The 23,019-nt window shown below is 73.0% G+C and carries 10 protein-coding genes; 2 read left to right on the top strand and 8 right to left on the bottom strand.

What is annotated here, in order from left to right:
- The 6 genes from K7G60_RS28860 to K7G60_RS28835 all read right to left on the bottom strand — a co-directional run.
- On the bottom strand, positions 1–1,519 hold a 1,519-nt coding region (locus K7G60_RS28860), incomplete at its 3' end, for a condensation domain-containing protein (RefSeq protein ID WP_225803897.1).
- Between the two features lie 113 nt (positions 1,520–1,632).
- The gene (locus K7G60_RS28855; protein WP_225803896.1) at positions 1,633–3,540 is read right to left on the bottom strand and encodes a non-ribosomal peptide synthetase; all 1,908 of its coding nucleotides are present in this window, start codon (positions 3,538–3,540) and stop codon (positions 1,633–1,635) included.
- An 8-nt stretch (positions 3,541–3,548) separates the two neighbouring features.
- Positions 3,549–4,583 carry a TauD/TfdA family dioxygenase gene (locus K7G60_RS28850; RefSeq protein ID WP_225803895.1) on the bottom strand — a complete coding sequence of 345 codons (1,035 nt, stop codon included), beginning with the start codon at positions 4,581–4,583 and terminating at the stop codon, positions 3,549–3,551.
- Positions 4,584–4,629: 46 nt separating this feature from the next.
- A complete protein-coding gene (locus K7G60_RS28845) occupies positions 4,630–5,415 on the bottom strand; it encodes a thioesterase II family protein (RefSeq protein ID WP_225803894.1) in 786 nt (261 codons plus the stop codon).
- The gene (locus K7G60_RS28840) at positions 5,415–15,017 is read right to left on the bottom strand and encodes a non-ribosomal peptide synthetase (RefSeq protein ID WP_225803893.1); all 9,603 of its coding nucleotides are present in this window, start codon (positions 15,015–15,017) and stop codon (positions 5,415–5,417) included. The genes K7G60_RS28845 and K7G60_RS28840 overlap by 1 nt, the downstream gene beginning before the upstream one ends.
- 202 nt (positions 15,018–15,219) lie before the next feature.
- A complete protein-coding gene (locus K7G60_RS28835; protein WP_225803892.1) occupies positions 15,220–16,653 on the bottom strand; it encodes a helix-turn-helix domain-containing protein in 1,434 nt (477 codons plus the stop codon).
- A 337-nt stretch (positions 16,654–16,990) separates the two neighbouring features.
- On the opposite strand from K7G60_RS28835, the gene K7G60_RS28830 reads away from it, so the two are divergent.
- A complete protein-coding gene (locus tag K7G60_RS28830) occupies positions 16,991–17,197 on the top strand; it encodes a hypothetical protein (protein ID WP_225803891.1) in 207 nt (68 codons plus the stop codon).
- A 24-nt stretch (positions 17,198–17,221) separates the two neighbouring features.
- On the opposite strand, the gene K7G60_RS28825 is transcribed toward K7G60_RS28830, so the two are convergent.
- Positions 17,222–20,236 (bottom strand): BTAD domain-containing putative transcriptional regulator, encoded by a 3,015-nt coding sequence (locus K7G60_RS28825; protein ID WP_225803890.1) that lies wholly within the window; start codon positions 20,234–20,236, stop codon positions 17,222–17,224.
- A 215-nt stretch (positions 20,237–20,451) separates the two neighbouring features.
- On the opposite strand from K7G60_RS28825, the gene K7G60_RS28820 reads away from it, so the two are divergent.
- A complete protein-coding gene (locus K7G60_RS28820; protein ID WP_225803889.1) occupies positions 20,452–20,850 on the top strand; it encodes a nuclear transport factor 2 family protein in 399 nt (132 codons plus the stop codon).
- 90 nt (positions 20,851–20,940) lie between these two features.
- On the opposite strand, the gene K7G60_RS28815 is transcribed toward K7G60_RS28820, so the two are convergent.
- The gene (locus K7G60_RS28815; RefSeq protein ID WP_225803888.1) at positions 20,941–22,953 is read right to left on the bottom strand and encodes a fibronectin type III domain-containing protein; all 2,013 of its coding nucleotides are present in this window, start codon (positions 22,951–22,953) and stop codon (positions 20,941–20,943) included.
- Positions 22,954–23,019 lie beyond the last annotated feature (66 nt).

The raw sequence follows: 23,019 nt of genomic DNA, 5'->3' as shown, positions 1-23,019 counted from the left end.
AGCGTACGTCGTGCCGGTCGAGGATCTCGGCGAAGAGGCCCCTCAGGATCTCCTCGCGGGGGTCCCCGACGGAGCGGGACGGGGTCCGCTCCCCCGCGGGCGGCTCCTGCCGGGGGGTGGTGCGGGTCCGTGCCGCCTCGGCGAGGGCCCGGTGCCGGCGGTCGAGGCTGGTGCGCTCGCCGTCCGTGAGGAGCTCGATCCGGCTGAGGGGAGTGCTGTCCCGCTCCTCGGCGAAGGCCGTCAGCGCGCGCCGGAACAGGTCGAGCAGGAGCCGCGCGGTGTCCTCGTCGTACAGGTCCGTCGCGTACTGCAGGCCGAGGAGCACCCCGCCCGGTTCGCCCCCGGTGTCGAGCGTCTCCCGGCAGTGGAAGCTCAGGTCGAACTTGGCGGTGGCCAGGTCCGCCTCGTCGAGGACGGCGGGAACGGTTCCGAGCCGTACGGTCTCGTCCCCCTGCCGGGCCTGTGCGCTCAGCATGACCTGGAAGAAGGGGTGGCGGCCGAGGGACCGTTCGGGGTTGAGGTCCTCGACGAGGAGGTCGAAGGGCAGGTCCTCGTGTGCGAACGCGACCAGGTCCGTCTCGCGGACGCGGTCCACGAGCGCGCCGAGGCCGGGGTCCCCCGAGAGGTCGGTGCGCAGGGCCAGGGTGTTCACGAAGAACCCGACGAGGTCGTGCAGGTCCTCCTCGGGCCGGCCCGCCACGGGTGTGCCGACCACCACGTCCTCGCCCGCGCCGGCCGCCCGCAGGGCGAGGGCCAGGGCGGCGCGTGCCACCAGGAAGAACGTGCCCCGCCGGGAGCGCGCGAGGGAGGCGAGGGCCCGGTGGGTGCCGGCGTCCAGCTCCGCCGAGACCACCGCTCCCCGGTGGCTGGGCTCCGTCGGCCGCGGCCGGTCGGCGGGCAGCCGCGTCTCGGCCGGTATGCCGTCCAGGGCCTTGCGCCAGTGGGCGAGCTGCTCGTGCGCCGTGCTGTCGGGGTCCTCGGGGTCTCCGAGCATGTCCCGCTGCCACAGGGCGTAGTCCGCGTACTGGACGGGCAGCGGCTCCCAGGCGGGGGCGCGGCCCTCGGCACGGGCACGGTAGGCGGCGTCGAGGTCGGCGAGCAGGCAGCCCACCGACCAGCCGTCCGTGGCGATGTGGTGCACGAGGATCACCAGGACGGCCGTCCCGTCGTCCACCGCGAACAGCCTGGCCCGGAGCGGCAGTTCGCGCGTCACGTCCACGGGGATCCGGGCGAACGCCGTGGTCCGGGCCCGCACGTCCTCGCCCGCCCCGCACTCCTCCACCTCGAAGAGCACGTCGGGGTCGTCGAGGACCTTCTGGTACGGCTCCTCGTCCCGGGCCGGGTAGACGGTCCGGAGCACCTCGTGACGCTCCACCACGTCCCGTACGGCCGCCCGGAGCGCGGCCGGGTCGGGCATCGATCCCAGCCGGAGCACCACCGGCGCGTTGTAGGCCGGGGAGGAACCCTCCAGCCGGTTCAGGAACCACAGGCGGCGCTGGGCGTAGGACAGGGGGATCACGGTTGCTGCTCCTCGTGAGTGGCGGGGGCGGGCGGGTGGACCGGCGACGGGGACCGCGGTACGGGCGTGGACCGCGGTGCCGGCACGGACCGCGCTGCTCGTACGGAACGCGGTCAGGCATCCTGTGCGGCCAACAGCTCCTCGATGTGGGCGGCGAGGTCACGCAGCCGCGGGTGGGCGTACACGGCCTTGACCGGGAGCGCCACGGACAGCTCGGCCCGCACGCGGGAGACCAGTTTGATGGCGAGCAGGGAGTGGCCGCCGAGCTTGAAGAAGTTGTCGTCCGGGCCGATCGACGCGGCGCCGAGGACCTGTGTCCACACGCGGGCGATCAGCTCCTCCGCGCGGCCGTCGAGGCCGTCGCCGCCCTCGGTGCCGGCTGCCTCGGCCTCCGTCTCCGCCGGGGCTTCGACGCGGGTGGGCAGGGCGGACCGGTCGAGCTTGCCGCTGGGCGTCGTGGCGAAGCGGTCCACCGCGACGAACGCGCTCGGCACCATGTAGGAGGGCAGGCCGTCCGCGAGCGCGGCGCGCAGGGCGGCGGCGTCCCCGCCGCGGTGGTAGGCGATCAGGCAGGCGGTGCCGCCGGCGTCCTCGCCGAGGACCACGGCCGCCTCGGCGACGCCGTCGGCCCGGGTGAGGGCGGCCTCGATCTCCGGGAGTTCGATGCGGTGTCCGCGCAGCTTGACCTGGCCGTCGGCGCGGCCGAGGTAGACGAGCCGGCCGTCGGGCAGCAGCCGGCAGCGGTCGCCGGTGCGGTACATGCGCCCGCCGGGGTGGTCGGCGTCCCCGGCGATGTCGGCGACGAACCGCTCCGCCGTCAGTCCGGGCCGGTGCCGGTAGCCGCGGCCCACGCGCGGGCCCGCGAGGTACAGCTCGCCGGACTCCCCCGGCCCGACCGGGGCGAGCCTCTCGTCGAGCAGGCGCATCCGGAGGCCGGGCAGGACGGCGCCGATGTGCGGCTCCCCCGGCCCGTCGACCGGGCCGGCGGTGGCGTCGACGGTGCATTCGGTCGGCCCGTACACGTTGAGCGCGCGCAGCAGTCCGGACCGGTGGGCGGCGACGAGCCTGTCCCACAGCGCCGGGCTGATCGCCTCGCCTCCGACGAGGAGGGTCAGCGGGCGCGGGCCGCCGTCCCCGGTGAGCAGGTCGAGGAGGGGATCGGCGTGCGAGGGGGTGATGTCCAGGTCGGTGAGGGCCTGCTCGTCGACGAAGGCGGCGAGCAGGGACGGGTCGCGGCGGGTCTCCTCGTCGATCATGACGAGGGTGTCGCCCCGGCAGAGCCGTGTCCACTGCTGCACGGAGGCGTCGAACGACGGGGAGGCGTTCCAGCCGACCCTGCTCCCCTCGCCGGTGGCGGCGCCCGCCTCCTCCAGCTCCTTCAGCAGCAGGGAGGCGGCGCCGCGGCCGATCTCCACGCCCTTCGGACGGCCGGTGGAGCCGGAGGTGTAGATGACGTAGGCCAGGGTGTCCGCGGTGACGGGGACCGGCGCGTACGGGGACGGGGCCGGGCCGGTGCCGGGGGCGGCCGTCAGCTCGGCGACCGTCACGGCGCGGGTGCCGGGCGCCGGGGAGCCTTCGGCGCCGGCCACGACCACCAGGTCGGCGCCGGAGTCCTCGACGAGGTAGCGGCGGCGGTCGGCGGGCAGCGCCGGGTCGACCGGCAGGTAGGCGGCGCCGGCGGTGAGCGTGCCGATGATCGCGGTCACCAGGACGGCGCTCCGGGGCAGGCAGAGCGCCACGACGCTCTCCGGGCCGATGCCGAGGGCGGCCAGGCGGGCGGCGATCGCGGTGGCCTCGGCGCGCAGCTCGTCGAAGGTGAGGCGGTCGTCGCCGGCGACGACGGCGGTGCGCCCGCCGGGCGCGGTGGCGAGCCGGGCGAGGAGGTCGGCCGCGCCGGCTCCGGCGGTGGCGCAGGTGCCGCAGGCGCAGGTGCCCGGGGAGCAGGAGGCGGTGCCGGGCGAGGAGGCCGGGGCGGCGGGGGCGGCCGGGGCGGTGGAGCGCTCGGGGAGGACGGCGGTCATGGCGGGGCTCACCTTCCGTACAGGGTGGTGGAGGGGGCGGTGGTCGGGGAGCAGTCGGACAGCCGTACCGGCTCGCCCATGGCGACGAGGATCTTCCGGTCGCCGGTGTACGACTCCCGGCCGTGCGCGCAGAGGATGTTGTCGACGAGCATCAGGTCGCCGGCCTGCCAGCTCTCCCGCAGCGTGACCGCCTGGTACACGTCGTTGATCGCGTCCACCTCGGCGTCGGTGAGGGCGCTGCCGTCGCCCAGGCGGGTGTCGAAGGGCAGGCCGTCCGCGCCGAACGTGTCGGTGAGGACCTCGCGGACGTCCTCGTCGAGGCTGCGGGCGTTCCAGAACGCGAAGTGGTTGAACCAGGACCGCTCGCCGGTCACCGGGTGGGTGATGATCGCGGAGCGGCGCTGACGGGTGCGCAGGGTGTCCTCGTCGAGCCACTCGTAGCCGATCGCGTGGGCGTCGCAGTACTCCTCGGCGCCCGCCGGCTCTTCCGACGAGAAGGCCTTGCGCCAGGGCATGCCCGCCAGGTCGGAGTAGTTGCGCACGAGGAGCCAGCCGGCCTCGGCGAACCGGGCGACCAGGTCCTGCGGCAGCATGGCGAGCGCCCGGCGCATGTCGCCGACGGTGGTGGCGCCGCCGGTCTCGGGGGCGGTGACGCAGCCGAAGAGCAGCACGCCGGGGAAGTCCAGGGTGTAGCTGTTCTCGTTGTGCAGGCGGATCGGCTGGGCGGCCGGCAGGTCGGTGGAGGAGAACACCCCTTCGCCGAAGTCCGTGCGGGGAGTGGCCTTCTCCTTGTATCCGGCGCGCTGGGCGATCAGCGCGTCACGCGCCTCGGCGAACGTCGCCGCGTCCGTCACCGGAAGCCCGCGCAGCATGACCGCGCCGGAGCGGTGCAGTTCGGCCTGGATGGCGGGGAGCCGGTCCGACAGCCAGGCGGTGGCCTCCGCCATCGTGCCGAAGGCGGGCGTCTCGACGAGGGCCGGCTTGCCGGGTTCCCGGACGACGGCGATGCCGGCGGCGGCCGGGCTCTGGGCGTACGTGGTCATGGTGGGCTCCTCGTGGTACCTCGGGGAAAAGGGAGTCGGCGGGTGATCAGGCGTTGCTGGGGGCGGAGGCGTGCAGGGCCTCCAGGACCGGGTTCAGACGGGCGAAGAAGCCGGGCAGGTCCTGCTGGAAGTAGAAGTGGTCGCCGGTCAGCACCTGGGGGACCACCTGGTGGCCGGCCACCAGGGACCAGCCGTCGAGCATGTCGACCGGGACGATCGGGTCGGCGTCCCCGCCGAACACCGCGACCGGGCAGTCGAGCCGTACGGCCGGGGCGGTGCACCGGTAGGCGTCGTCGATGGCGAAGTCCGCGCGGATGGACGGCAGGACGATCTCGCGGAGCTCCTCGTCGTCGAGGATGCCGTCATCGGTGCCGCCGCGCTCCTTGATGGCCGCGACCAGCTGGTCGTCGTCCAGCCGTTCCGGGTGCACCGGGCACTGGTTGGGCAGCACCGGCGCCCGGCAGGCGGAGGCGATCAGGCCCTGCGGGGCACGGCCGACGGCCTGCAGGGCGCGGGTCACCTCGAAGGCGACCAGGGAGCCCATGCTGTGCCCGAGCACCACCAGGGCACCGGTGTCCGCGGGGAGTGCGTCGACCACGGGCAGCGCCAGGTCGTCGACGGACTCGGGCAGGTCCTCGCTGAAGCGGGCGCCGCGCCCCGGGTACTGGCCGACGAGCAGCCGCACGTCGGCCGGGAGGTGCTCGCGCCACGCGCTGTAGGCGTGCGCGTTGCCTCCGGCGTGCGGGAGCACGAGCAGCGACAGGCGGTGCGGCAGGTCGCCCGGCAGGTCCCAGACGACGTCCTCGGGGGCGGGGGTCGGGGAGGTGTTCATCAGCTGATCCGTTCTGTCGCGGTGACGTTCGGGGTGGCGTTCGGGATGGCGGTCCGGGTGGTGGTCCCGGTGACCCTCTCGGTCGTGACCGCCTCGGTCCTGGCGCGGCGCCGGAGGGCGGGACGGGCCTTCCGCACCGGCACGGCCTTCAGGGATTCGATGTGCTCGGCGAGCCGGGCCGGGGTGGGGTGCTGGAAGACGTCGCGGATGGTGAGCCGGACGTCGAGGGCCCCGGCGATGTGGTTGGTGAGGCGGGCGCCCAGCAGCGAGTGGCCGCCGTGGTGGAAGAAGTCGTCGTCGACGGTGAGGTCGGCGGTGGTGTCGAGGGTGCGGGCGAAGAGGGCGAGCAGGGTCTCCTCCAGCGGGGTGCGCGGGGCACGGCCGGTGGAGGCGAGGGGGGCCGGGGCGGGCAGGGCGCGCTTGTCGACCTTCCCGTTCGGGGTCAGGGGCAGCCGGTCGAGAACGATGACGTACGTCGGGACGAGGTGCTCGGGCAGCCGGTCGGCCACGTGCCGGCGGATCTCCTCGGAGTCCGTCTGGCAGCTGGTGACCACATACGCGGCGAGCTGTTCGTGGTGGACGGTGACGACGGCCTGGGTGACGGCCGGATGCGCCAGGAGCGCGGCCTCGGTCTCGCCCGGCTCGACACGGAAACCACGGATCTTGATCTGGTCGTCCGCCCGGCCGTCGTAGTGCAGCCGGCCGTGCCGGTCGAAGTGGGCCAGGTCCCCCGTCCGGTACAGCCGGTCGGAGGCTGCCGCGAAGGGGTTCGGGACGAAGCGGGTGGCCGTCAGGTCGGGCCGGCCCAGGTATCCGTGGGCGAGACCGTCACCGGACAGGTACAGCTCGCCGGTCACCCCCGGCGCACAGAGTCTCAGGTGCGCGTCCAGGATGTAGGCGGCCTTGTTCACCAACGGCGCACCGATCGGGATCAGCGCGTGCGGCTCCGCACCTGCCTCGATGAAGTGCGTGGTCGTGAAGCCCATGGACTCAGCCGGCCCGTACCCGTTGACGACCCTGATGCCGGGCCTGAGTCGCTGGAGCTTGTGCACGTGTGCCGGGGAGGCCGCCTCGCCGCCGGTGAAGGCGACGGTGACCGTCTCGAAGGCCTCCGGGTGCTCGTCGACCAGGAAGTTGAACAGGCTCGCCGACAGCTGCAGCATCGACACCTTGTGCTGACGGGACAGCTCGGCGATCAGCACCGGCTCCGGCCGCTGCCCCGGCTGCAGCACCGTCGACCCACCGTGCAGCAGCGCGCCCCAGAACTCCAGGCTGAACGCGTCCCACGACACCGGCGAGCACTGCAGGAACACCTCACCCGGACCGAACCCGCCGTACGACTGCCCCGACACCGTCGACACCAGGTTCCGGTGCGACGACAGGATCGCCTTCGGACGGCCCGTCGAACCCGACGTGAACATCAGGCAGGCGGAGTCGTCGGGTCCGAGCGGCAGGCCGAGGTTCCCGGGGTTGCGGGAGAGGAGTTCGCCGGGGGCCTCGGTGTGGGTCTGCCAGGGTCCCTCGACGCGCTCGACAAGGGCCGGCGAGGTCACGAGATGGCTGATGCCGGCGTCGGTGGCGGCCGAGCGGAGCCGCTCGTCCGGGAAGTCCGGGTCGAGCAGCGTGTACGCCGCCCCGGCCTTTGCCACGGCGACCACCGCCGCCGCGAACTCCACCCCGCGCTCCAGCAGCACACCCGCCATGTCGCCACGGCCGAGGCCGTGCGCCCGCAGGTGGTGGCCCAACCGGTTGGCCATGGCGTTCAGTTCGGCGTACGAGACCTCGCGGTCTCCGTCGATCAGGGCCGTCGCCTCCGGGCACCGGGCCACCTGCTCCTCGAACCGCTCGACGAGGGAGGCCTCCCCCTCATCGGAGACGGTCCCCGCCCACGGGCCGGTGAGCAGCTCGCGCTCCGAGCTGGACAGCACGTCCAGGGACGAGAGCGTCAGGCCGGGGTCGTCGAGCACCTGGTCCAGCACCTGGCCCAGCACCGACGCCATGCGCCGTACCGAGTCCTCGTCGAACAGCTCGGCCGCGAAGAGGATCGCACCGTGCAGTCGCCGGCTGTCGTCGGAGCGGAGCAGGAACTCGAGGTCGAACTTCGCGGCCCCGTTCCCGAGGCCGGAGACCTCGGCGGTGCGGACTCCGGGCAGGTGGAGCTCCGGTACGCCGCCCACTTCGAGACCGAGGCAGATCTGGAAGAGGGGGTGGCGCGAGAGGCTCCGGGTCGGGTTGACCGCTTCGAGGACCAGGTCGAACGGGGCCTCCTGGTGCGCGAACGCGTCCAGGTCCGCCGTACGCACCCGACCCAGAAGGTCGCGGAAACTCGGATCACCCGCGCTGCTGGTCCGCAGCACCAGCGTGTTGACGAAGAACCCGACCAGCTCCTGCAGCGATCGCTCGCCACGACCCGCGACCGGAGTGCCGATCGCCAGGTCGGACCCCGCCCCCAGGCGGGTCAGCGCGGCGACCAGGGCCGCGTGCACCACCATGAAGGGCGTGCACCCCTCCGAGCGGGCAAGGACCGTGATGCGTTCGAACAGGTCCGCACCCAGGTCGAGTTCGACCTGTCCGCCCCGGTGGGAGGCCCGGGCCGGCCTCGGACGGTCCAGGTTCAGCCCGTGCTCCTCCGGCAGATTTTCCAGCACCCCACGCCAGAACCCCAGCTCCCGGCCCAGCACGCTCTGCGGATCGTCCGCCGCGCCCAGCACCCGGCGCTGCCAGACCGCGTAGTCCGCGTACTGCACGGCCAAGGGCTCAAGGACGGAGCCCTCCGCCCCCGCCACCCGGGCCTCGTAGGCCCGCTGCAGGTCTCCGAAGAACACCGCGTTCGACAGACCGTCCGTCGCGATGTGGTGCACCACCAGCGACAGCACCACCGTGCCGTCACCCAGCTCGAACACCACCGCCCGCAGCGGAAGATCCACCGCCAGATCGAAGACACGACCGGCCTCGTCAGCCAACTCCCTTTCGAGCGAGTCGGCTTCGACCTGACGCCGTTCCACCGGCACCCGGGCCGACTCCGGCGGCAGGACCCGCTGACGCGGCTCCCCCTCCACCGACTCGAACACCGTCCGCAACGGAGCATGCCGCTCCACCACGTCACTCAGCGCCGACTCCAGCGCCCCCACATCCAGCCCGCCCTCACACCGCACCACCATCGGCACGTTGTAGGCCGCACTGTCCCCCTCCAGCTCCGACAACAACCACAACCGCCGCTGGGCGAACGACACGGGCACCACATCACCCGCCCCCTCCCCCGCCACCAACGGCGGGACGGCCCGTACGCCGGTCTGCTCGCCCAGCAGTTCCGCGAGCCCCGCCACCGTCGGACGCCCGAAGACGTCCCGGATCGTCAGCCGCACGCCCAACGCCTCGGCGATGTGGTTCGTCAGCCGGGCCGCGAGCAGCGAGTGGCCGCCGAGGGCGAAGAAGCTGTCGTCGATGCCGACCGGGCCGGGCGTCTCCAGGGTCCTGCCGAACAGCGCGGACAGGATCTCCTCGGTCTCGTCGCGCGGGGCGCGGGTCGTTCCCAGGACCGTCTCCGGCGCCGGGAGCGCCCGCTTGTCGATCTTGCCGTTGGGCGTGACGGGCAGGCGGTCGAGCGTGGTCAGGTACGTGGGGACGAGGTGCTCGGGCAGCCGGTCGGCGACGTGCCGGCGGATCTCGTGGGGGTCCGTCTCCCCCGCCGTGTCCCCGTCCGCGAGGACGACGTAGGCGGCCAGCCTCTTCTCGTGGACGGTGACGACGGCCCGGGTGACGGCCGGATGGGTCAGGAGCGCGGCTTCGGTCTCGCCCGGCTCGATGCGGAAGCCCCTGATCTTGATCTGGTCGTCCGCCCGGCCCTCGTACAGGAGGCGTCCGTCCCGGTCGAAGCGGACCAGGTCCCCCGTCCGGTAGAGCCGGCTGCCCGCCGGGCCGAAGGGGTTCGGGACGAACCGGGTGGCGGTCAGGTCGGACCGGCCCAGGTAGCCGTGGGCGAGGCCCTCGCCCGCCACGTACAGCTCCCCCGTCACCCCCGGGGGACACAGGCCGAGCCGGGCGTCCAGGACGTAGGCCGGCTTGCTGACCAGCGGGGTGCCGATCGGGATCACCGCGTGGGGCTCGTCCCCGGCCTCGACGGTGTGGGTGGTCGCGTAGATCATCACCTCGGCGGGTCCGTAGCCGTTGAGGACGGTGATGCCGGGCCTGAGCCGCTGGAGCTTGTGGACGTGCGCCGGGGAGGCGGCCTCGCCCACCGTGAAGGCGGTGGTGACCGTCTCGAAGGCCTCGGGGTGCTCGTCGACCAGGAAGTTGAAGAGGGTGGCGGACAGCAGGAGCGTGGTGACGCGGTGGCGGCGGGCCAGCTCGGTCACGAGGGCCGGTTCGGGCTTCTGACCGGGCTGGAGGACCGCCGTGCCGCCGTGGAGGAGCGCTCCCCAGAACTCCAGGCTGAACGCGTCCCAGGACACCGGCGAGCACTGGAGGTAGACCTGCTCCGGGCCCGTGGGGAGGTAGGGCTGGCCGATCAGGGTCGACACCAGGTTGCGGTGGGAGGACAGGATGGCCTTCGGGCGGCCCGTCGAGCCGGAGGTGAACATCAGGCAGGCGGAGTCGTCGGGGCCGAGCGGCAGGCGGAGGTTGCCGGGATTGTGGGAGAGGAGTTCGCCGGGGGCCTCCGTGTGGGTCGCCCAGGGGCCCTCGACGCGCTCGGCGAGCACCGGGCGGGTGACGAGGTGGCTGATGCCGGCGTCGGCGGCCGCCGAGCGCAGCCGGTCGTCGGGGAAGTCAGGGTCCAGGAGTACGTGGGCGGCGCCGGTCTTCAGGACGGCGAGCAGAGCGGTGGCGAAGCGGGTCCCGCGCTCGAAGAGCACACCCGCCATGTCGCCACGGCCCAGGCCTCGGGAGCGCAGGTGGCGGGCCCAGCGGTTGGCCGCGGCGTTGAGCTCGCCGTACGTGACCTCCCCCGCCTCACCGACGAGCGCCACCCCGTCGGGGAACCGCGCCGCCTGCTCCTCGAACCGCTCCACCAGCGTCGTGTCCACGACGTCCGCCACCGGACCGGCCCACCGGCCCGTCAGCAGCCCGCGCTCCGCCTCCGACAGCACCTCCAGGCCCGACAGCCGCATGTCCGGCTCGTCGAGGACCTGGGCCAGCACCTCGCCGAGGACGGTCGTCATCCGTCGTACCGTGACCTCGTCGAACAGCTCCGCCGCGAAGAGCACGGTGGCCCGCAGCTCCTTCCCGTCGTCGGAGCGGAGGAAGAACTCCAGGTCGAACTTGGCGGATCCGCTGGAGATCTTCTCCACCGGTCCCGTCCGGACCCCGCTCAGCTCGAAGGCGGGGCCGGCGTCGGTCTCCAGGCCGAGGCTGATCTGGAAGAGGGGGTGGCGCGAGAGGCTCCGGGTCGGGTTGACCGCTTCGAGGACCAGGTCGAACGGGGCCTCCTGGTGCGCGAACGCGTCCAGGTCCGCCGTACGCACCCGACCCAGAAGGTCGCGGAAACTCGGATCACCCGCGCTGCTGGTCCGCAGCACCAGCGTGTTCACGAAGAACCCGACCAGCTCCTGCAGTTCCGGCTCGCCACGCCCCGCCGCCGGTGAACCGATCGCCAGATCCGTCCCCGCACCGAGCCTCGTCAGTGCCGCGACCAGCGCCGCGTGCACCACCATGAAGGGCGTGCACCCCTCGGCCCGCGCGAACGCGGCCACCCGCTCGAACAGGTCCGCACCCAGGTCGAGTTCGACCTGTCCGCCCCGGTGGGAGGCCCGGGCCGGCCTCGGACGGTCCAGGTTCAGCCCGTGCTCCTCCGGCAGATTTTCCAGCACCCCACGCCAGAACCCCAGCTCCCGGCCCAGCACGCTCTGCGGATCGTCCGCCGCGCCCAGCACCCGGCGCTGCCAGACCGCGTAGTCCGCGTACTGCACGGCCAAGGGCTCAAGGACGGAGCCCTCCGCCCCCGCCACCCGGGCCTCGTAGGCCCGCTGCAGGTCTCCGAAGAACACCGCGTTCGACAGACCGTCCGTCGCGATGTGGTGCACCACCAGCGACAGCACCACCGTGCCGTCACCCAGCTCGAACACCACCGCCCGCAGCGGAAGATCCACCGCCAGATCGAAGACACGACCGGCCTCGTCAGCCAACTCCCTTTCGAGCGAGTCGGCTTCGACCTGACGCCGTTCCACCGGCACCCGGGCCGACTCCGGCGGCAGGACCCGCTGACGCGGCTCCCCCTCCACCGACTCGAACACCGTCCGCAACGGAGCATGCCGCTCCACCACGTCACTCAGCGCCGACTCCAGCGCCCCCACATCCAGCCCGCCCTCACACCGCACCACCATCGGCACGTTGTAGGCCGCACTGTCCCCCTCCAGCTCCGACAACAACCACAACCGCCGCTGGGCGAACGACACGGGCACCACATCACCCGCCCCCTCCCCCGCCACCAACGGCGGGACGGCCCGTACGCCGGTCTGCTCGCCCAGCAGTTCCGCGAGCCCCGCCACCGTCGGACGCCCGAAGACGTCCCGGATCGTCAGCCGCACGCCCAACGCCTCGGCGATGTGGTTCGTCAGCCGGGCCGCGAGCAGCGAGTGGCCGCCGAGGGCGAAGAAGCTGTCGTCGATGCCGACCGGGCCGGGCGTCTCCAGGGTCCTGCCGAACAGCGCGGACAGGATCTCCTCGGTCTCGTCGCGCGGGGCGCGGGTCGTTCCCAGGACCGTCTCCGGCGCCGGGAGCGCCCGCTTGTCGATCTTGCCGTTGGGCGTGACGGGCAGGCGGTCGAGCGTGGTCAGGTACGTGGGGACGAGGTGCTCGGGCAGCCGGTCGGCGACGTGCCGGCGGATCTCGTGGGGGTCCGTCTCCCCCGCCGTGTCCCCGTCCGCGAGGACGACGTAGGCGGCCAGCCTCTTCTCGTGGACGGTGACGACGGCCCGGGTGACGGCCGGATGGGTCAGGAGCGCGGCTTCGGTCTCGCCCGGCTCGATGCGGAAGCCCCTGATCTTGATCTGGTCGTCCGCCCGGCCCTCGTACAGGAGGCGTCCGTCCCGGTCGAAGCGGACCAGGTCCCCCGTCCGGTAGAGCCGGCTGCCCGCCGGGCCGAAGGGGTTCGGGACGAACCGGGTGGCGGTCAGGTCGGACCGGCCCAGGTAGCCGTGGGCGAGGCCCTCGCCCGCCACGTACAGCTCCCCCGTCACCCCCGGGGGACACAGGCCGAGCCGGGCGTCCAGGACGTAGGCCGGCTTGCTGACCAGCGGGGTGCCGATCGGGATCACCGCGTGGGGCTCGTCCCCGGCCTCGACGGTGTGGGTGGTCGCGTAGATCATCACCTCGGCGGGTCCGTAGCCGTTGAGGACGGTGATGCCGGGCCTGAGCCGCTGGAGCTTGTGGACGTGCGCCGGGGAGGCGGCCTCGCCCACCGTGAAGGCGGTGGTGACCGTCTCGAAGGCCTCGGGGTGCTCGTCGACCAGGAAGTTGAAGAGGGTGGCGGACAGCAGGAGCGTGGTGACGCGGTGGCGGCGGGCCAGCTCGGTCACGAGGGCCGGTTCGGGCTTCTGACCGGGCTGGAGGACCGCCGTGCCGCCGTGGAGGAGCGCTCCCCAGAACTCCAGGCTGAACGCGTCCCAGGACACCGGCGAGCACTGGAGGTAGACCTGCTCCGGGCCCGTGGGGAGGTAGGGCTGGCCGATCAGGGTCGACACCAGGTTGCGGTGGGAGGACAGGATGGCCTTCGGGCGGCCCGTCGAGCCGGAGGTGAACATCAGGCAGGCGGAGTCGTCGGGGCCGAGCGGCAGGCGGAGGTTGCCGGGATTGTGGGAGAGGAGTTCGCCGGGGGCCTCCGTGTGGGTCGCCCAGGGGCCCTCGACGCGCTCGGCGAGCACCGGGCGGGTGACGAGGTGGCTGATGCCGGCGTCGGCGGCCGCCGAGCGCAGCCGGTCGTCGGGGAAGTCAGGGTCCAGGAGTACGTGGGCGGCGCCGGTCTTCAGGACGGCGAGCAGAGCGGTGGCGAAGCGGGTCCCGCGCTCGAAGAGGACTCCGGCCATGTCACCGCGTCCGAGGCCTCGGGAGCGCAGGTGGCGGGCCCAGCGGTTGGCCGCGGCGTTGAGCTCGCCGTACGTGACCTCCCCCGCCTCACCGACGAGCGCCACCCCGTCGGGGAACCGCGCCGCCTGCTCCTCGAACCGCTCCACCAGCGTCGTGTCCACGACGTCCGCCACCGGACCGGCCCACCGGCCCGTCAGCAGCCCGCGCTCCGCCTCCGACAGCACCTCCAGGTCGGCGACCCTGTGTTCGGTCGGGCGTTCCGTGGCGAGGACGGTGGTGAGGAAGGCGGCGAAACGGTCCTGGTGTGCGGCGACGGCCGCGGCGTCGACGCCGTCGACGGGGGTGTCGAAGTCGATGCGCAGGCCGTTCGCGGCGCCGAGGTCGAGCACGGCGACGCTGAGGTCGTCCACGGGGCCGTTGCTCACGTTGTGGTTGACCGTGGGGTGGCCGCAGACGGTGAGCTCTCCGTGGAAGCCCATGATGTTGAGGACGGGCGTGGCCAGTCTCCGGGAGCCGTCTACGAGGCCGGCGTCGCGGCAGAGGTCCTCGTACCGGGTCAGCTGGTGGCGCAGTCCGTGCTTGACCTCGGCTCCCACCGAGCGGACGAGTGCGCCGAGCGAGTCCTCGGGGCTGATCCGGATCCTCAGCGGGACCACGTTCGACGACATGCCCGGGGTGCTGCGGGCGAGCCGGGACGTCCTGCCGGTGACCGGGAGGGCGATCATCAGCTCCGTACGGCCTGTGACGCGGTGCAGGTAGGCGGAGAACAGGGCCACGAGGAGGACGGACCAGGTGGCGCGCTCGCCGCGTGCGACCGAGCGGAGCCGGTCGGCGTCCGCCGGGGAGACCCGTACGCTCCGTCGGGCGAAGGGCAGTCCGCCGTGCGCGGCCGTCGCCCGGCCGGTGCCCCGGACGAGGCCGGCGGGCGCGTCGGGGGCGCCGGCGAGGTGCTCCCGCCAGGCGGCGCGTTCGGCGGCGGCCTCCTCGGACCGCCGGTACTCCGCGTCCTCGGCGAGCAGCTCCGTCAGGCTCCCGAACGGGGAGGGGCCCCAGGGTTCGCCCGCGACGGCCTGCTCGTACAGCTCGATCAGCCGGGCGAGTGCCATCGACACGCCCACGCCGTCGACGACCAGGTGGTGGAACCCGTAGAAGTAGAAGTACCTGTCCTCGGCGAGTCTGATCAGCGCGCAGCGGACCGGCGGCTGGTCGGTGAGGTCGAAGGGGGCGCAGATCAGTGCGTCGACGAGCCGCCAGGCCGCGCCCTCGGGGTCGTCCTCGGCGCTCACGTCGGTGAACGGCAGGGTGCGCGATCCGGCGTCGGTGTCGACCAGTTGCCACACCTGCTCGCCGTCGTCCTCGAAGCGGCGGATGCGGAGGAAGTCCGCCTCCTCGACGAGCCGGCGCCAGGCCGCGGCCATCAGCTGCGGATCCACGGGGCCGTTGATCTCGCGGCACTCGGCGACGTTGTACTTCACGCCGGTGGGATCGAGGGCGTGCGCCGTCCAGATGTCACGCTGGGCCACCGAGAGCGGCAACCGGACGGCAGCCGGAGCGGGTGCGACGGGCGTGTCGAACGGCATGAGGGGCTCCTGTGGAAGTCACGGCGGAGGAGGGAGGGGGAGAGCGGCGCGGGCTCGGCGGGGCAGTCGCCATACAACCCGTGGGCCGGGGCCGGGAGCGGCAGTTGATCCGGCGGTACGCCAGCGGTTCGGCGGTGGAGCGGCAGTCAGGCGGCAGCGGTTCCGGCAGTCGTGCCGATGCCGTCCGGCACGGCGCTGCCGCTCATCGGACCGGTGTCCGCACCGCGGCCGCGGAAACGGTCGTGGTCGTAGTCGCGGTCGCGGGAGCGGTCACCGTCACGGAAGCGGTCGCGGTCGTGGTCGTGGTCGTGGTCGCCGTCGCGTCCGCCGCGAGGGCACGCACCACGCTCAGTACGCGGAACGCGGAGCGGCCGCCGTCCGTGCCGGACCTGATCACGCCGCTGACCAGCAGGTCGCGGACCATGCGGCCGCAGTGCGGCAGGGGCATGCCGGTCAGCCGGACGACGTCCTCCAGGACGAATTCGGCCTCGCTCGCGGCGCACAGCGCGCCGATCAGCTGCCGGTGGGCGTCGGGGAGCGCGGCGAGCGTACGGGCCACGCGCTCGCGGAGGCGGGAGCCGGACCGGCCGTCGGCCAGGTGGTCGAGCAGGGACGCCGGGTCGGACTCGACGATGCCGCGCAGCGTGGACAGGTCGCAGACGGTGAGCCAGGAGGCCGCCGCGGCGAGCGCGAGCGGATGGCCGTCGAGCCGGTGGCCGACCCAGGCGATGTCCGCGAGGACGCGCTCGTCGGGAACGATGTCGGGGCGGACGTGGCGGAGCCGGCTGAGGAAGAACCGGGTGGCGGGCGCGTCGGGGCGGATGCCGGCGGAGGGGTCCGGCGCCTCCAGCGGAGAGAGGAGGAAGAGGCGTTCGCCGGGAACGTTCCAGGGTTCGTCGGCGGTGACGAGGAGGCGGAGTCCGGGCAGTTCGCGCAGCATCCGGCTCAGGCGGTGGAAGTCGAGCAGCGCGGTGTCGACGCCGTCGAGGACGAGGAGCATCGCGCGGTCGCCGAGCGCGCCGGCCAGTTCGGGGACCAGGTCGTCGGCCTCGCCGTCGCCGTGGAGGAAGGCGGCGCAGTCGGCCGTCAGGGCGGCGAGCCGGCCGTCGCAGGCCGGCAGGCAGTCTGCTGTCGCCCCGGGGGCGGTGTGCCACAGCACCGGGAATCCGGCGTCGTGCAGCCGGGCCGCCGCCTCCAGGGCCAGTCTCGTCTTGCCGACGCCGCTCAGGCCGACGACGGTGATCAGGCGTTCGGCTCCGGAGCGCAGCTCCTCCGTGAGGACGGTGGACTCGGCGGCCCTCTCGATCAGCGGGTGCAGCGGTACGGGCGGGGCCGGCCGCTCGTCGGCGAGGTTCCGGGGTCCGACGCCGCCCCGGTGTCCGCGCCGCACCGCGTCCTCGAGGGCCGTGCGGGCCCGGGGGCCCAGGCGCAGGCCGTCGGCTATCAGCCGGATCGTGTCGGCTCTCGGCCGCTGTGCCTTCCCCTTCTCCAGGTCGCGGATGGCGCGGACGCTGATGGTGGAGAGGTCCGCCAGCTCCTGCTGGGTCAGGCCGATGCGGAGCCGGTGGCCGCGTATGAGGGTGCCGAGTGCGGCGGTGGCCGTCACGGTGTCCTCGGGGGAGAGACTGGTCGTCATGAGAAGCTCCCGCTGGTCGAGTTGGGGCGGATCCTCCCGTCGGCGCCCGGTCGGGCCGCCGGCCGGGGACTCCGCCTCGCCGTCTGATGGGACCCATCGTCCGGACGCGACTATTCAGGGGGCATCCCGGCACTAACCCTCCGCCGGCCCTTCCGGACGGAGGGGTGTCCGGGCGGGACGGCGGGCGATAGCGGCCCGGGGCGCCGTGATAGCGGGGCGGGCGGGGCGCCGTTCCGTGATAGCGGGGTGATAAGGCAGCGAGCGGTGCCGTGAATCCGCGTGTTCCTAACGTGGTGGTCACAAGGAAACGCCGCACACCACCGAGAGGCAGGATCCGATGTCCTACACCGCCACCGCCGCCCGCAACTCCGTCCGCGCCGCCGTCACCGCCGCGCTGATCGTGATCCTGACCGGAGCGGGTGTCCAGGCGAGCTGGGCCGACGACGCCACGGGCACCACCGAGACCACCCCGGTCTGCACGACGACGGTCACCGCCACCGGCACCGTCACCACGTGCAGCACCGACAACAACCCCTGGGACTGACCTCCGGCCGGGAGGCCCGCCGGCTCAGCAGCCGGTCGCGAGCAGCCTCTCCGCCTCGGCGAGTTCCCGTCCCATGCGCCGCTCGCGGAACACCTCGACGGCCGGGACGAGCAGCTCCCGGGAGCGTCCGGGCTCCGCGTCGAGGAGACGGGCGAGGTCGAGGCGCGCCAGCGCGCCGCCGCTAAAATCCATGACGCCCTCCCGCGCGGTCACCGCGCGGTCGTAGAAGTCCCTGGCCCGGTCGGGACGGCCCATGATGACGAAGGCGTGCCCCAGGTCGCGGAGCAGATGGCCCTCTCCGATGACGTCGCCGGAATCCCGGCAGAGCTCCAGCACCTCCGTGAAGGTGAGGACCGCCAGGTCGCTCCGGCCCTGTTCGAGCAGCAGTTGCCCCACGCGCCGCAGTGTTCTCGCCCGGCCGCCCGTGTAGCCGACCCCTTCGTAGATGTCCAGCGCCTCGTCCAGCTGTCTCTGCGCCTCCGCGATCTCGCCCTGCCGCATCCGGATGTGCGCGCTCTGGGTCAGCACGATCGCGCGGCCCACCACGTCGCCCGCCCGGTCGAAGTCGGCGAGGGACCGCCGGTACAGCTCCAGGGCCGAGGAGTCGTCGCCGCTCGTGCGCGCGATGAGCGCCATGTCGCGCCGGCACAGCGCCTCGCCCATCGGCTCGTCCAACGCCTGGAAGACGTCGAGTGCCGAGTTCAGCGCCTGCCGGGCCGTGTCGAACTGGTTGCGGCTCATGTAGAGCGAGCCGAGCGACGCCCGTATCGCGGCGGTTCCCCGCAGGTTTCCCGCCTTGCGGACGGCGGCCAGCGCGCTCAGGTGGGTCTGCTCCCACAGGTCGTAGTGGCCGCGCACCTCGAAGAGCGTGACGAGCGAGGTCGCGAGGTCCCAGCTGAGGTCGTGGAGACCCGCGTCGGCGGTGTGCTCGACCATCCCGCACAGGGAGGTCTGTTCGGCGTCGAGCCAGGCCAGCGGGTCGGCGAGCACCTCGTCCGTGTAGGAGGCCGGGGGTTCCCAGCGGGGCGCGTCGCCGTGCAGGACGGTGAAGTCCCCTCCGTACACCTTGCGGTGGGCCTGCTGGGCGAGGTGCATCCAGCCGCCCGCCATGCGGGCGAGCGCCTCCTGCCGTACCTCGGGGGTGTGGTGCGCGGCCAGCTGTTCCCGCGCGTACACGCGGATGATCTCGTGGAAGCGGTACCGGAAACCACCGGTCCGCTCCACTCCGGCGACGTCCAGCATCTGCACGTCGACCAGCGGTTCCATCAGGTCCGAGGGGAAGGGGCGGTGGTCGTCGAGCAGCGCGCCCGCCAGCCAGCTCGGCAGGGTCGGTGCCTGCGCCATGCTCAGCAGCCGCAGCAGCCGGCGGTCCTCCGGCGCCAGGCCCTCGTAGGTCAGCGACAGGCTGGCGCGCATCGTCATCTCGCCGTGGGCCAGTTCGTCGAGGCGGTGCCGCTCGTTGGCGAGCCGCTGCACCATGGACGCCAGGGTCCAGTGCGGGCGGGCCGCGAGCCGGGCGGCGACGATCCGCAGCGCCAGCGGGAGCCGTCCGACCGTGCGGACCAGGGCCTCCGCGGCGGCGGCCTCGCCCGCGACCCGTTCCCGTCCGACGATCCTGGACAGCAGTTCGAGCGCCCGGTCCTCGGCGAGCACGTCGAGCTCCACCCGGTGCGCGCCGGGCAGGGCGGTGAGGCGGGCCCGGCCGGTGACGAGGACGGCGCAGCCCCGGCTGCCGGGCAGCAGCGGCAGCACCTGGCCTTCGCCGGCGGCGTCGTCGAGGACGACCAGGACGCGGCGGGAGGCCAGCCGGGTGCGGTACATCTCGGCGCGCTCGTCCAGGGATTCCGGGATCAGCTGGCCGGGGATGCCGAGCGCGCGCAGGAACCGGCCCAGGACCTCCTCGGGGGTGGCCGGGGTGCCGGTCGTCCCGCGCAGGTCGCAGTAGAGCTGGCCGTCGGGGAAGCCGGTCTCGGAGAGCATGTGGGCGACGTGCACGGCGAGGGTCGACTTGCCGGTGCCGGGCTTGCCCGTGATCGCGGCGAGTCCCACCGTGGTGCGGCCCGGCCGTCCGGTCAGCGCTTCCTCCAGCGCGGCGAGCTGGCCGGCGTCGGACACGAAGTCGGCGACGGCGGCGGGAAGCTGGTGCGGCACGGCGTCCTGACGTACGGACTCCGGGGACGGCGGGACCGTCGGGGCGGCCGGTTCGGAGTCCTCCTCGGGCTCCGCTCCCGCCGTCTCCTCCTGGGGCCTGTTCCCCGGTACGCGTACGGGTGCGGGCGCGGCGGGCGCGGGGAGCCGGCCGGCGAGGATGGCCGACTCCAGTTCCCTGAGCTCCCGGCTGGGTTCGAGGCCGAGTTCCTCGGCGAGGAAGCGGCGGGCGGTGCGGAAGGCCTCCAGGGCCTCGGCCTGCCGTCCCGACCAGTACAGGGCCTGGATCAGCTGGCCGCGCAGCTTCTCCCGCAGGGGGTGTTCGTGGGTGAGTCTCTGCAGTTCGCCCACGAGCCCGTCGTACCGTCCGAGTTCGAGCTCCAGTTGGATGCGGAGTTCGACGGCGGCCAGACGTTCCTCGTTGAGCTGTCGTGCCTTGTTCGCCAGCGGGCCGCTGTCGAGGCCGGACAGGCAGTCGCCCTGCCACAGCGTCACGGCGTCCCTCAGCAGCCTCACGGCCTGGTCGAGTTCGCCGCGCTCGCGCAGTCGGCGGGCCTGTAAGACGAGGCTGGTGAAGAGCGCGGCGTCCACGTTGCCCGCGTCGGTGTGCAGCACGTATCCCGGGGGCCGGGTCGTGATCGTGACCTCGCCGTCCGCGCCGGCGAGGAGCTTGCGCAGCCGCGACACGCAGATCTGCACCTGGGTGCGGGCGGTCTCCGGCGGGTTGTCCTCCCAGATGAGGTCCACCAGGTGGTTGGTGCTGACCACCCGGTTGGTCTCCAGGAGCAGCGCCGCGAGGATCACCTCCTGGCGGCCGGGCGGGAGCCGCAGCGGCCCGTCGGGACCGTGGACCTGCAGTGGCCCCAGGACCCGGAAGGCGAGGGGCGACATGTCCGGGAGTTCCTGGGATCTGCCCCCGATGTCGTCCGTCACCGATTCCCCCACCAAAGAAACGAGTTGACACGTCAGGACCGAGTGAGGACAGTCTCCACAACCACCCCCGCCCTGTCCATGCCGTGAAGATCCCGGTCGGAGATAGAGGGGGGATAACGCGGAGTTGGCGGCTCCCCCCAGAATCCTGGCCGAGAGTGAAAGGGGCTCCGCCGTTGAACCGCCAAGATGACACGAGCACCGGGCTGCCGGGACCGGCAGACCTGGTCACCGCCGCCGGAATCGACCATGTCCGCCTGGTCTACGACTACCTGGACGCCGGTGACCTGGACTCGTGCGCCTCCCTGCTGCACGACGGCGTGGTCCTCGAACTGCCGGGGCTGCCTCCGGCCCGTGGCCGGGCGGGGGTCCTGCACACCCGTTTCGGGCGCACCCCGCCGCGGGCCCGCTACGAGATCGACCGGGTCGTGGGCCAGGCCCGCAGCGTCGTCGCCACGGGGCGCCGGGTGGTGCCGGGCACCGACGGCCAGGACCTCCGGTTCGTCGACCTCTTCACGATCGCCGACGACGGGATGATCCTCGCCTGCACCCGGTACTACCACGTGGCGCCGTGAGCGTCGCCCGGGGTCTCCTCGGCCGCCGCACGGGCCCGACGGGACGCTTCCCGCCGGGCCGTTCACCGGGTCCGGGTCATGCCGTCCAGGTCATGCCGTCCAGGTCATGCCGTCGAAGAGCGCCCCGGTGTCGCTGTACGCGTCGAGCACGAGCTGGGTCGGGGAGACCGTGCACTGCACGTATTCGTAACGCGCTTCCCGGTACGCGCTCCAGAACGGCTGGCTCGCCTGGAACGCGTTGAGCCCGTTGCCGCCGCCGCCGGAGACGACGTAGGTCACTCCCGTCGGATCGATCGCGCCCATGCGCAGCGGATGACTGCGTTCGTAGTTGTGGGAGTTGCCGGAGAGGCAGAGCGTGACCCGGTACTGGTCCAGGAGCGGAACGAGATCGGTCAGGACCGTCCCCGAGCTGGAGCTGGTGGTCGTCGAGCTGTACGGCGGACGGTGCACGACGCAGATCTTCCACGTCGTGGTCGCGGCGGCGAGGTCGGCGTTCACGAACGCGCGCTGCGCGGAGCCGGGCCCCAAGGGCTGCTCGCTGTCGACGACGAGGACGTGGAGGTCGCCCCACTCGTAGCTGTACCAGCGCTGGTTGTTGGGCGCCCAGAGGTTCCGCGCGGCCGCGCCGTCGCCGTAGTACTCCTTGTTGCCGTTCGCCGGGAAGAGGGTCCGGGTGCGAATGACCGGGTTGTACTGCTTGTAGAAGCGGTTGTCGAAGTCGGAGTAGAAGGTCGCCGGATCCGGGTCCTGGGCATCCGGGTACACGTTGTCGCCGAGGGTCTGCACGAACTGGGCGGGCGACGCGGCGATCAGGTTCGCGATGCTCGCCTCCTGCGCCGAGCCGCCCCCGAAGTCGCCGACCGCCGCGAAGGCGAAGGACGCGCCGGGCGCGGGGGCGGTGGTGAAGCGGTTGCCTCCGAGCGTGGCGTTTCCGGACGTCACCTGGTAGGTGTACTCGGTTCCGGGCTGGAGCCCGCCGAGCAGCATGGCGTGCTGCAGCCGCGGAGTGGGATCGGAGACGGTGTCGGTGAGCGCTCCGATCCCGTAGTCGACGGTGCTGGGGGCCGGAAGGTTGGTCCACCACAGCACGCGTGCGCTCGTCCGGTCGGTCTGGACGACGTAGGGGCCCCGGGTGACCAGGACGGTTCCGGCCGCCGGGGTGGACAACGTCCTGCCGGTCGTGAGCGCCGAGACGTTGCCGGCGGAATCGACCGCCGCGATCCGGTACGTGTACGACGTCGACGGGGCGAGTCCGTTGTCGGAGTACGTCTTGCGCAGCGGCTCCTCCACCGTGGCGACGAGGACGTTGTTCCGGTGGACCTGGTAGCCGGCGACGTCGCTGGAGCTCGACGTGCCCCAGGTGACGTCGAGTCGGCTGGAGGAGTACCGCCGCACCGCCACGCTGCTGCTCGACACCGCCGAAGGGGCGCTCGTGTCGTTCGAGGTCTTGGTCGTGACGGCGATGGTGGCGGCCGGGCCGACGTGTCCCGCGACGTCGACGGCGCGCACCGCGAACTGGTAGGCGCGGTTGGCGAAGAGCTTGCTCGCGGTGTAGGTGGTGCCGCCGTCGGTCGTCGCGATCTGGACCAGGTCCTGGAGCGGAGTCCCGAGGGGACCGCGGAGGATCCGGTAGCCGGTGATCTTGGCGACGCTCGTGGACTTGGTCCAGCTGAGCTTCACGCTCGACGACGTGATCGAGCTCGCCCTGAGGTTGGTCGGCGCGGACGGCGACGCCGCCGGGTCCGGCTGCTGGGTGACCACGACGACGGGGGCCGAGCGCGCCGACTCGACCCCGCCGATCACGGTGGTGACCTCGTAGCGGTATGTCGTCGTCGCGGCCAGGCCGGTGTCCTCGAGCAAAGTGCCCGGCTGCTCGGTGATCAGCTGATCGTCCCGGTAGACCCGGTAGGAGTCGGCCCCCGCGACCGCGGTCCACAGCAGTCGCACCGTCGACGACGTCAGCGCCTGACCGGCGAGCAGGGTCGGTGGGACCTGCGCGGCGGCGGCGCTCGCCGAAGACGGCGAGACGACGACGTCACCGATCTCGAGCGCCATTCCCGAGGCCAGGGCGTAGGCGACGAACTGACGGCGGCTCAGAGCCATGGTCACTTCCTTTCCGGGCCGCCGGACCGGGCTGTCGGCCGCCGCCCCGACAGCCCATGCTGATCG

This window comes from Streptomyces sp. NK15101 (assembly GCF_020400725.1).
In the GTDB taxonomy this organism is placed as follows: domain Bacteria; phylum Actinomycetota; class Actinomycetes; order Streptomycetales; family Streptomycetaceae; genus Streptomyces.
This window is presented reverse-complemented; position numbering and strand designations above follow the sequence as displayed.

Excerpts from the sequence above, each read along its gene's own strand:
- K7G60_RS28855 (WP_225803896.1), bottom strand. The coding sequence starts at position 3,540 with ATGACCGCCGTCCTCCCCGAGCGCTCCACCGCCCCGGCCGCCCCCGCC.
- K7G60_RS28850 (WP_225803895.1), bottom strand. The coding sequence starts at position 4,583 with ATGACCACGTACGCCCAGAGCCCGGCCGCCGCCGGCATCGCCGTCGTC.
- K7G60_RS28845 (WP_225803894.1), bottom strand. The coding sequence starts at position 5,415 with ATGAACACCTCCCCGACCCCCGCCCCCGAGGACGTCGTCTGGGACCTG.
- K7G60_RS28840 (WP_225803893.1), bottom strand. The coding sequence starts at position 15,017 with ATGCCGTTCGACACGCCCGTCGCACCCGCTCCGGCTGCCGTCCGGTTG.
- K7G60_RS28835 (WP_225803892.1), bottom strand. The coding sequence starts at position 16,653 with ATGACGACCAGTCTCTCCCCCGAGGACACCGTGACGGCCACCGCCGCA.
- K7G60_RS28830 (WP_225803891.1), top strand. The coding sequence starts at position 16,991 with ATGTCCTACACCGCCACCGCCGCCCGCAACTCCGTCCGCGCCGCCGTC.
- K7G60_RS28825 (WP_225803890.1), bottom strand. The coding sequence starts at position 20,236 with ATGTCGCCCCTCGCCTTCCGGGTCCTGGGGCCACTGCAGGTCCACGGT.
- K7G60_RS28815 (WP_225803888.1), bottom strand. The coding sequence starts at position 22,953 with ATGGCTCTGAGCCGCCGTCAGTTCGTCGCCTACGCCCTGGCCTCGGGA.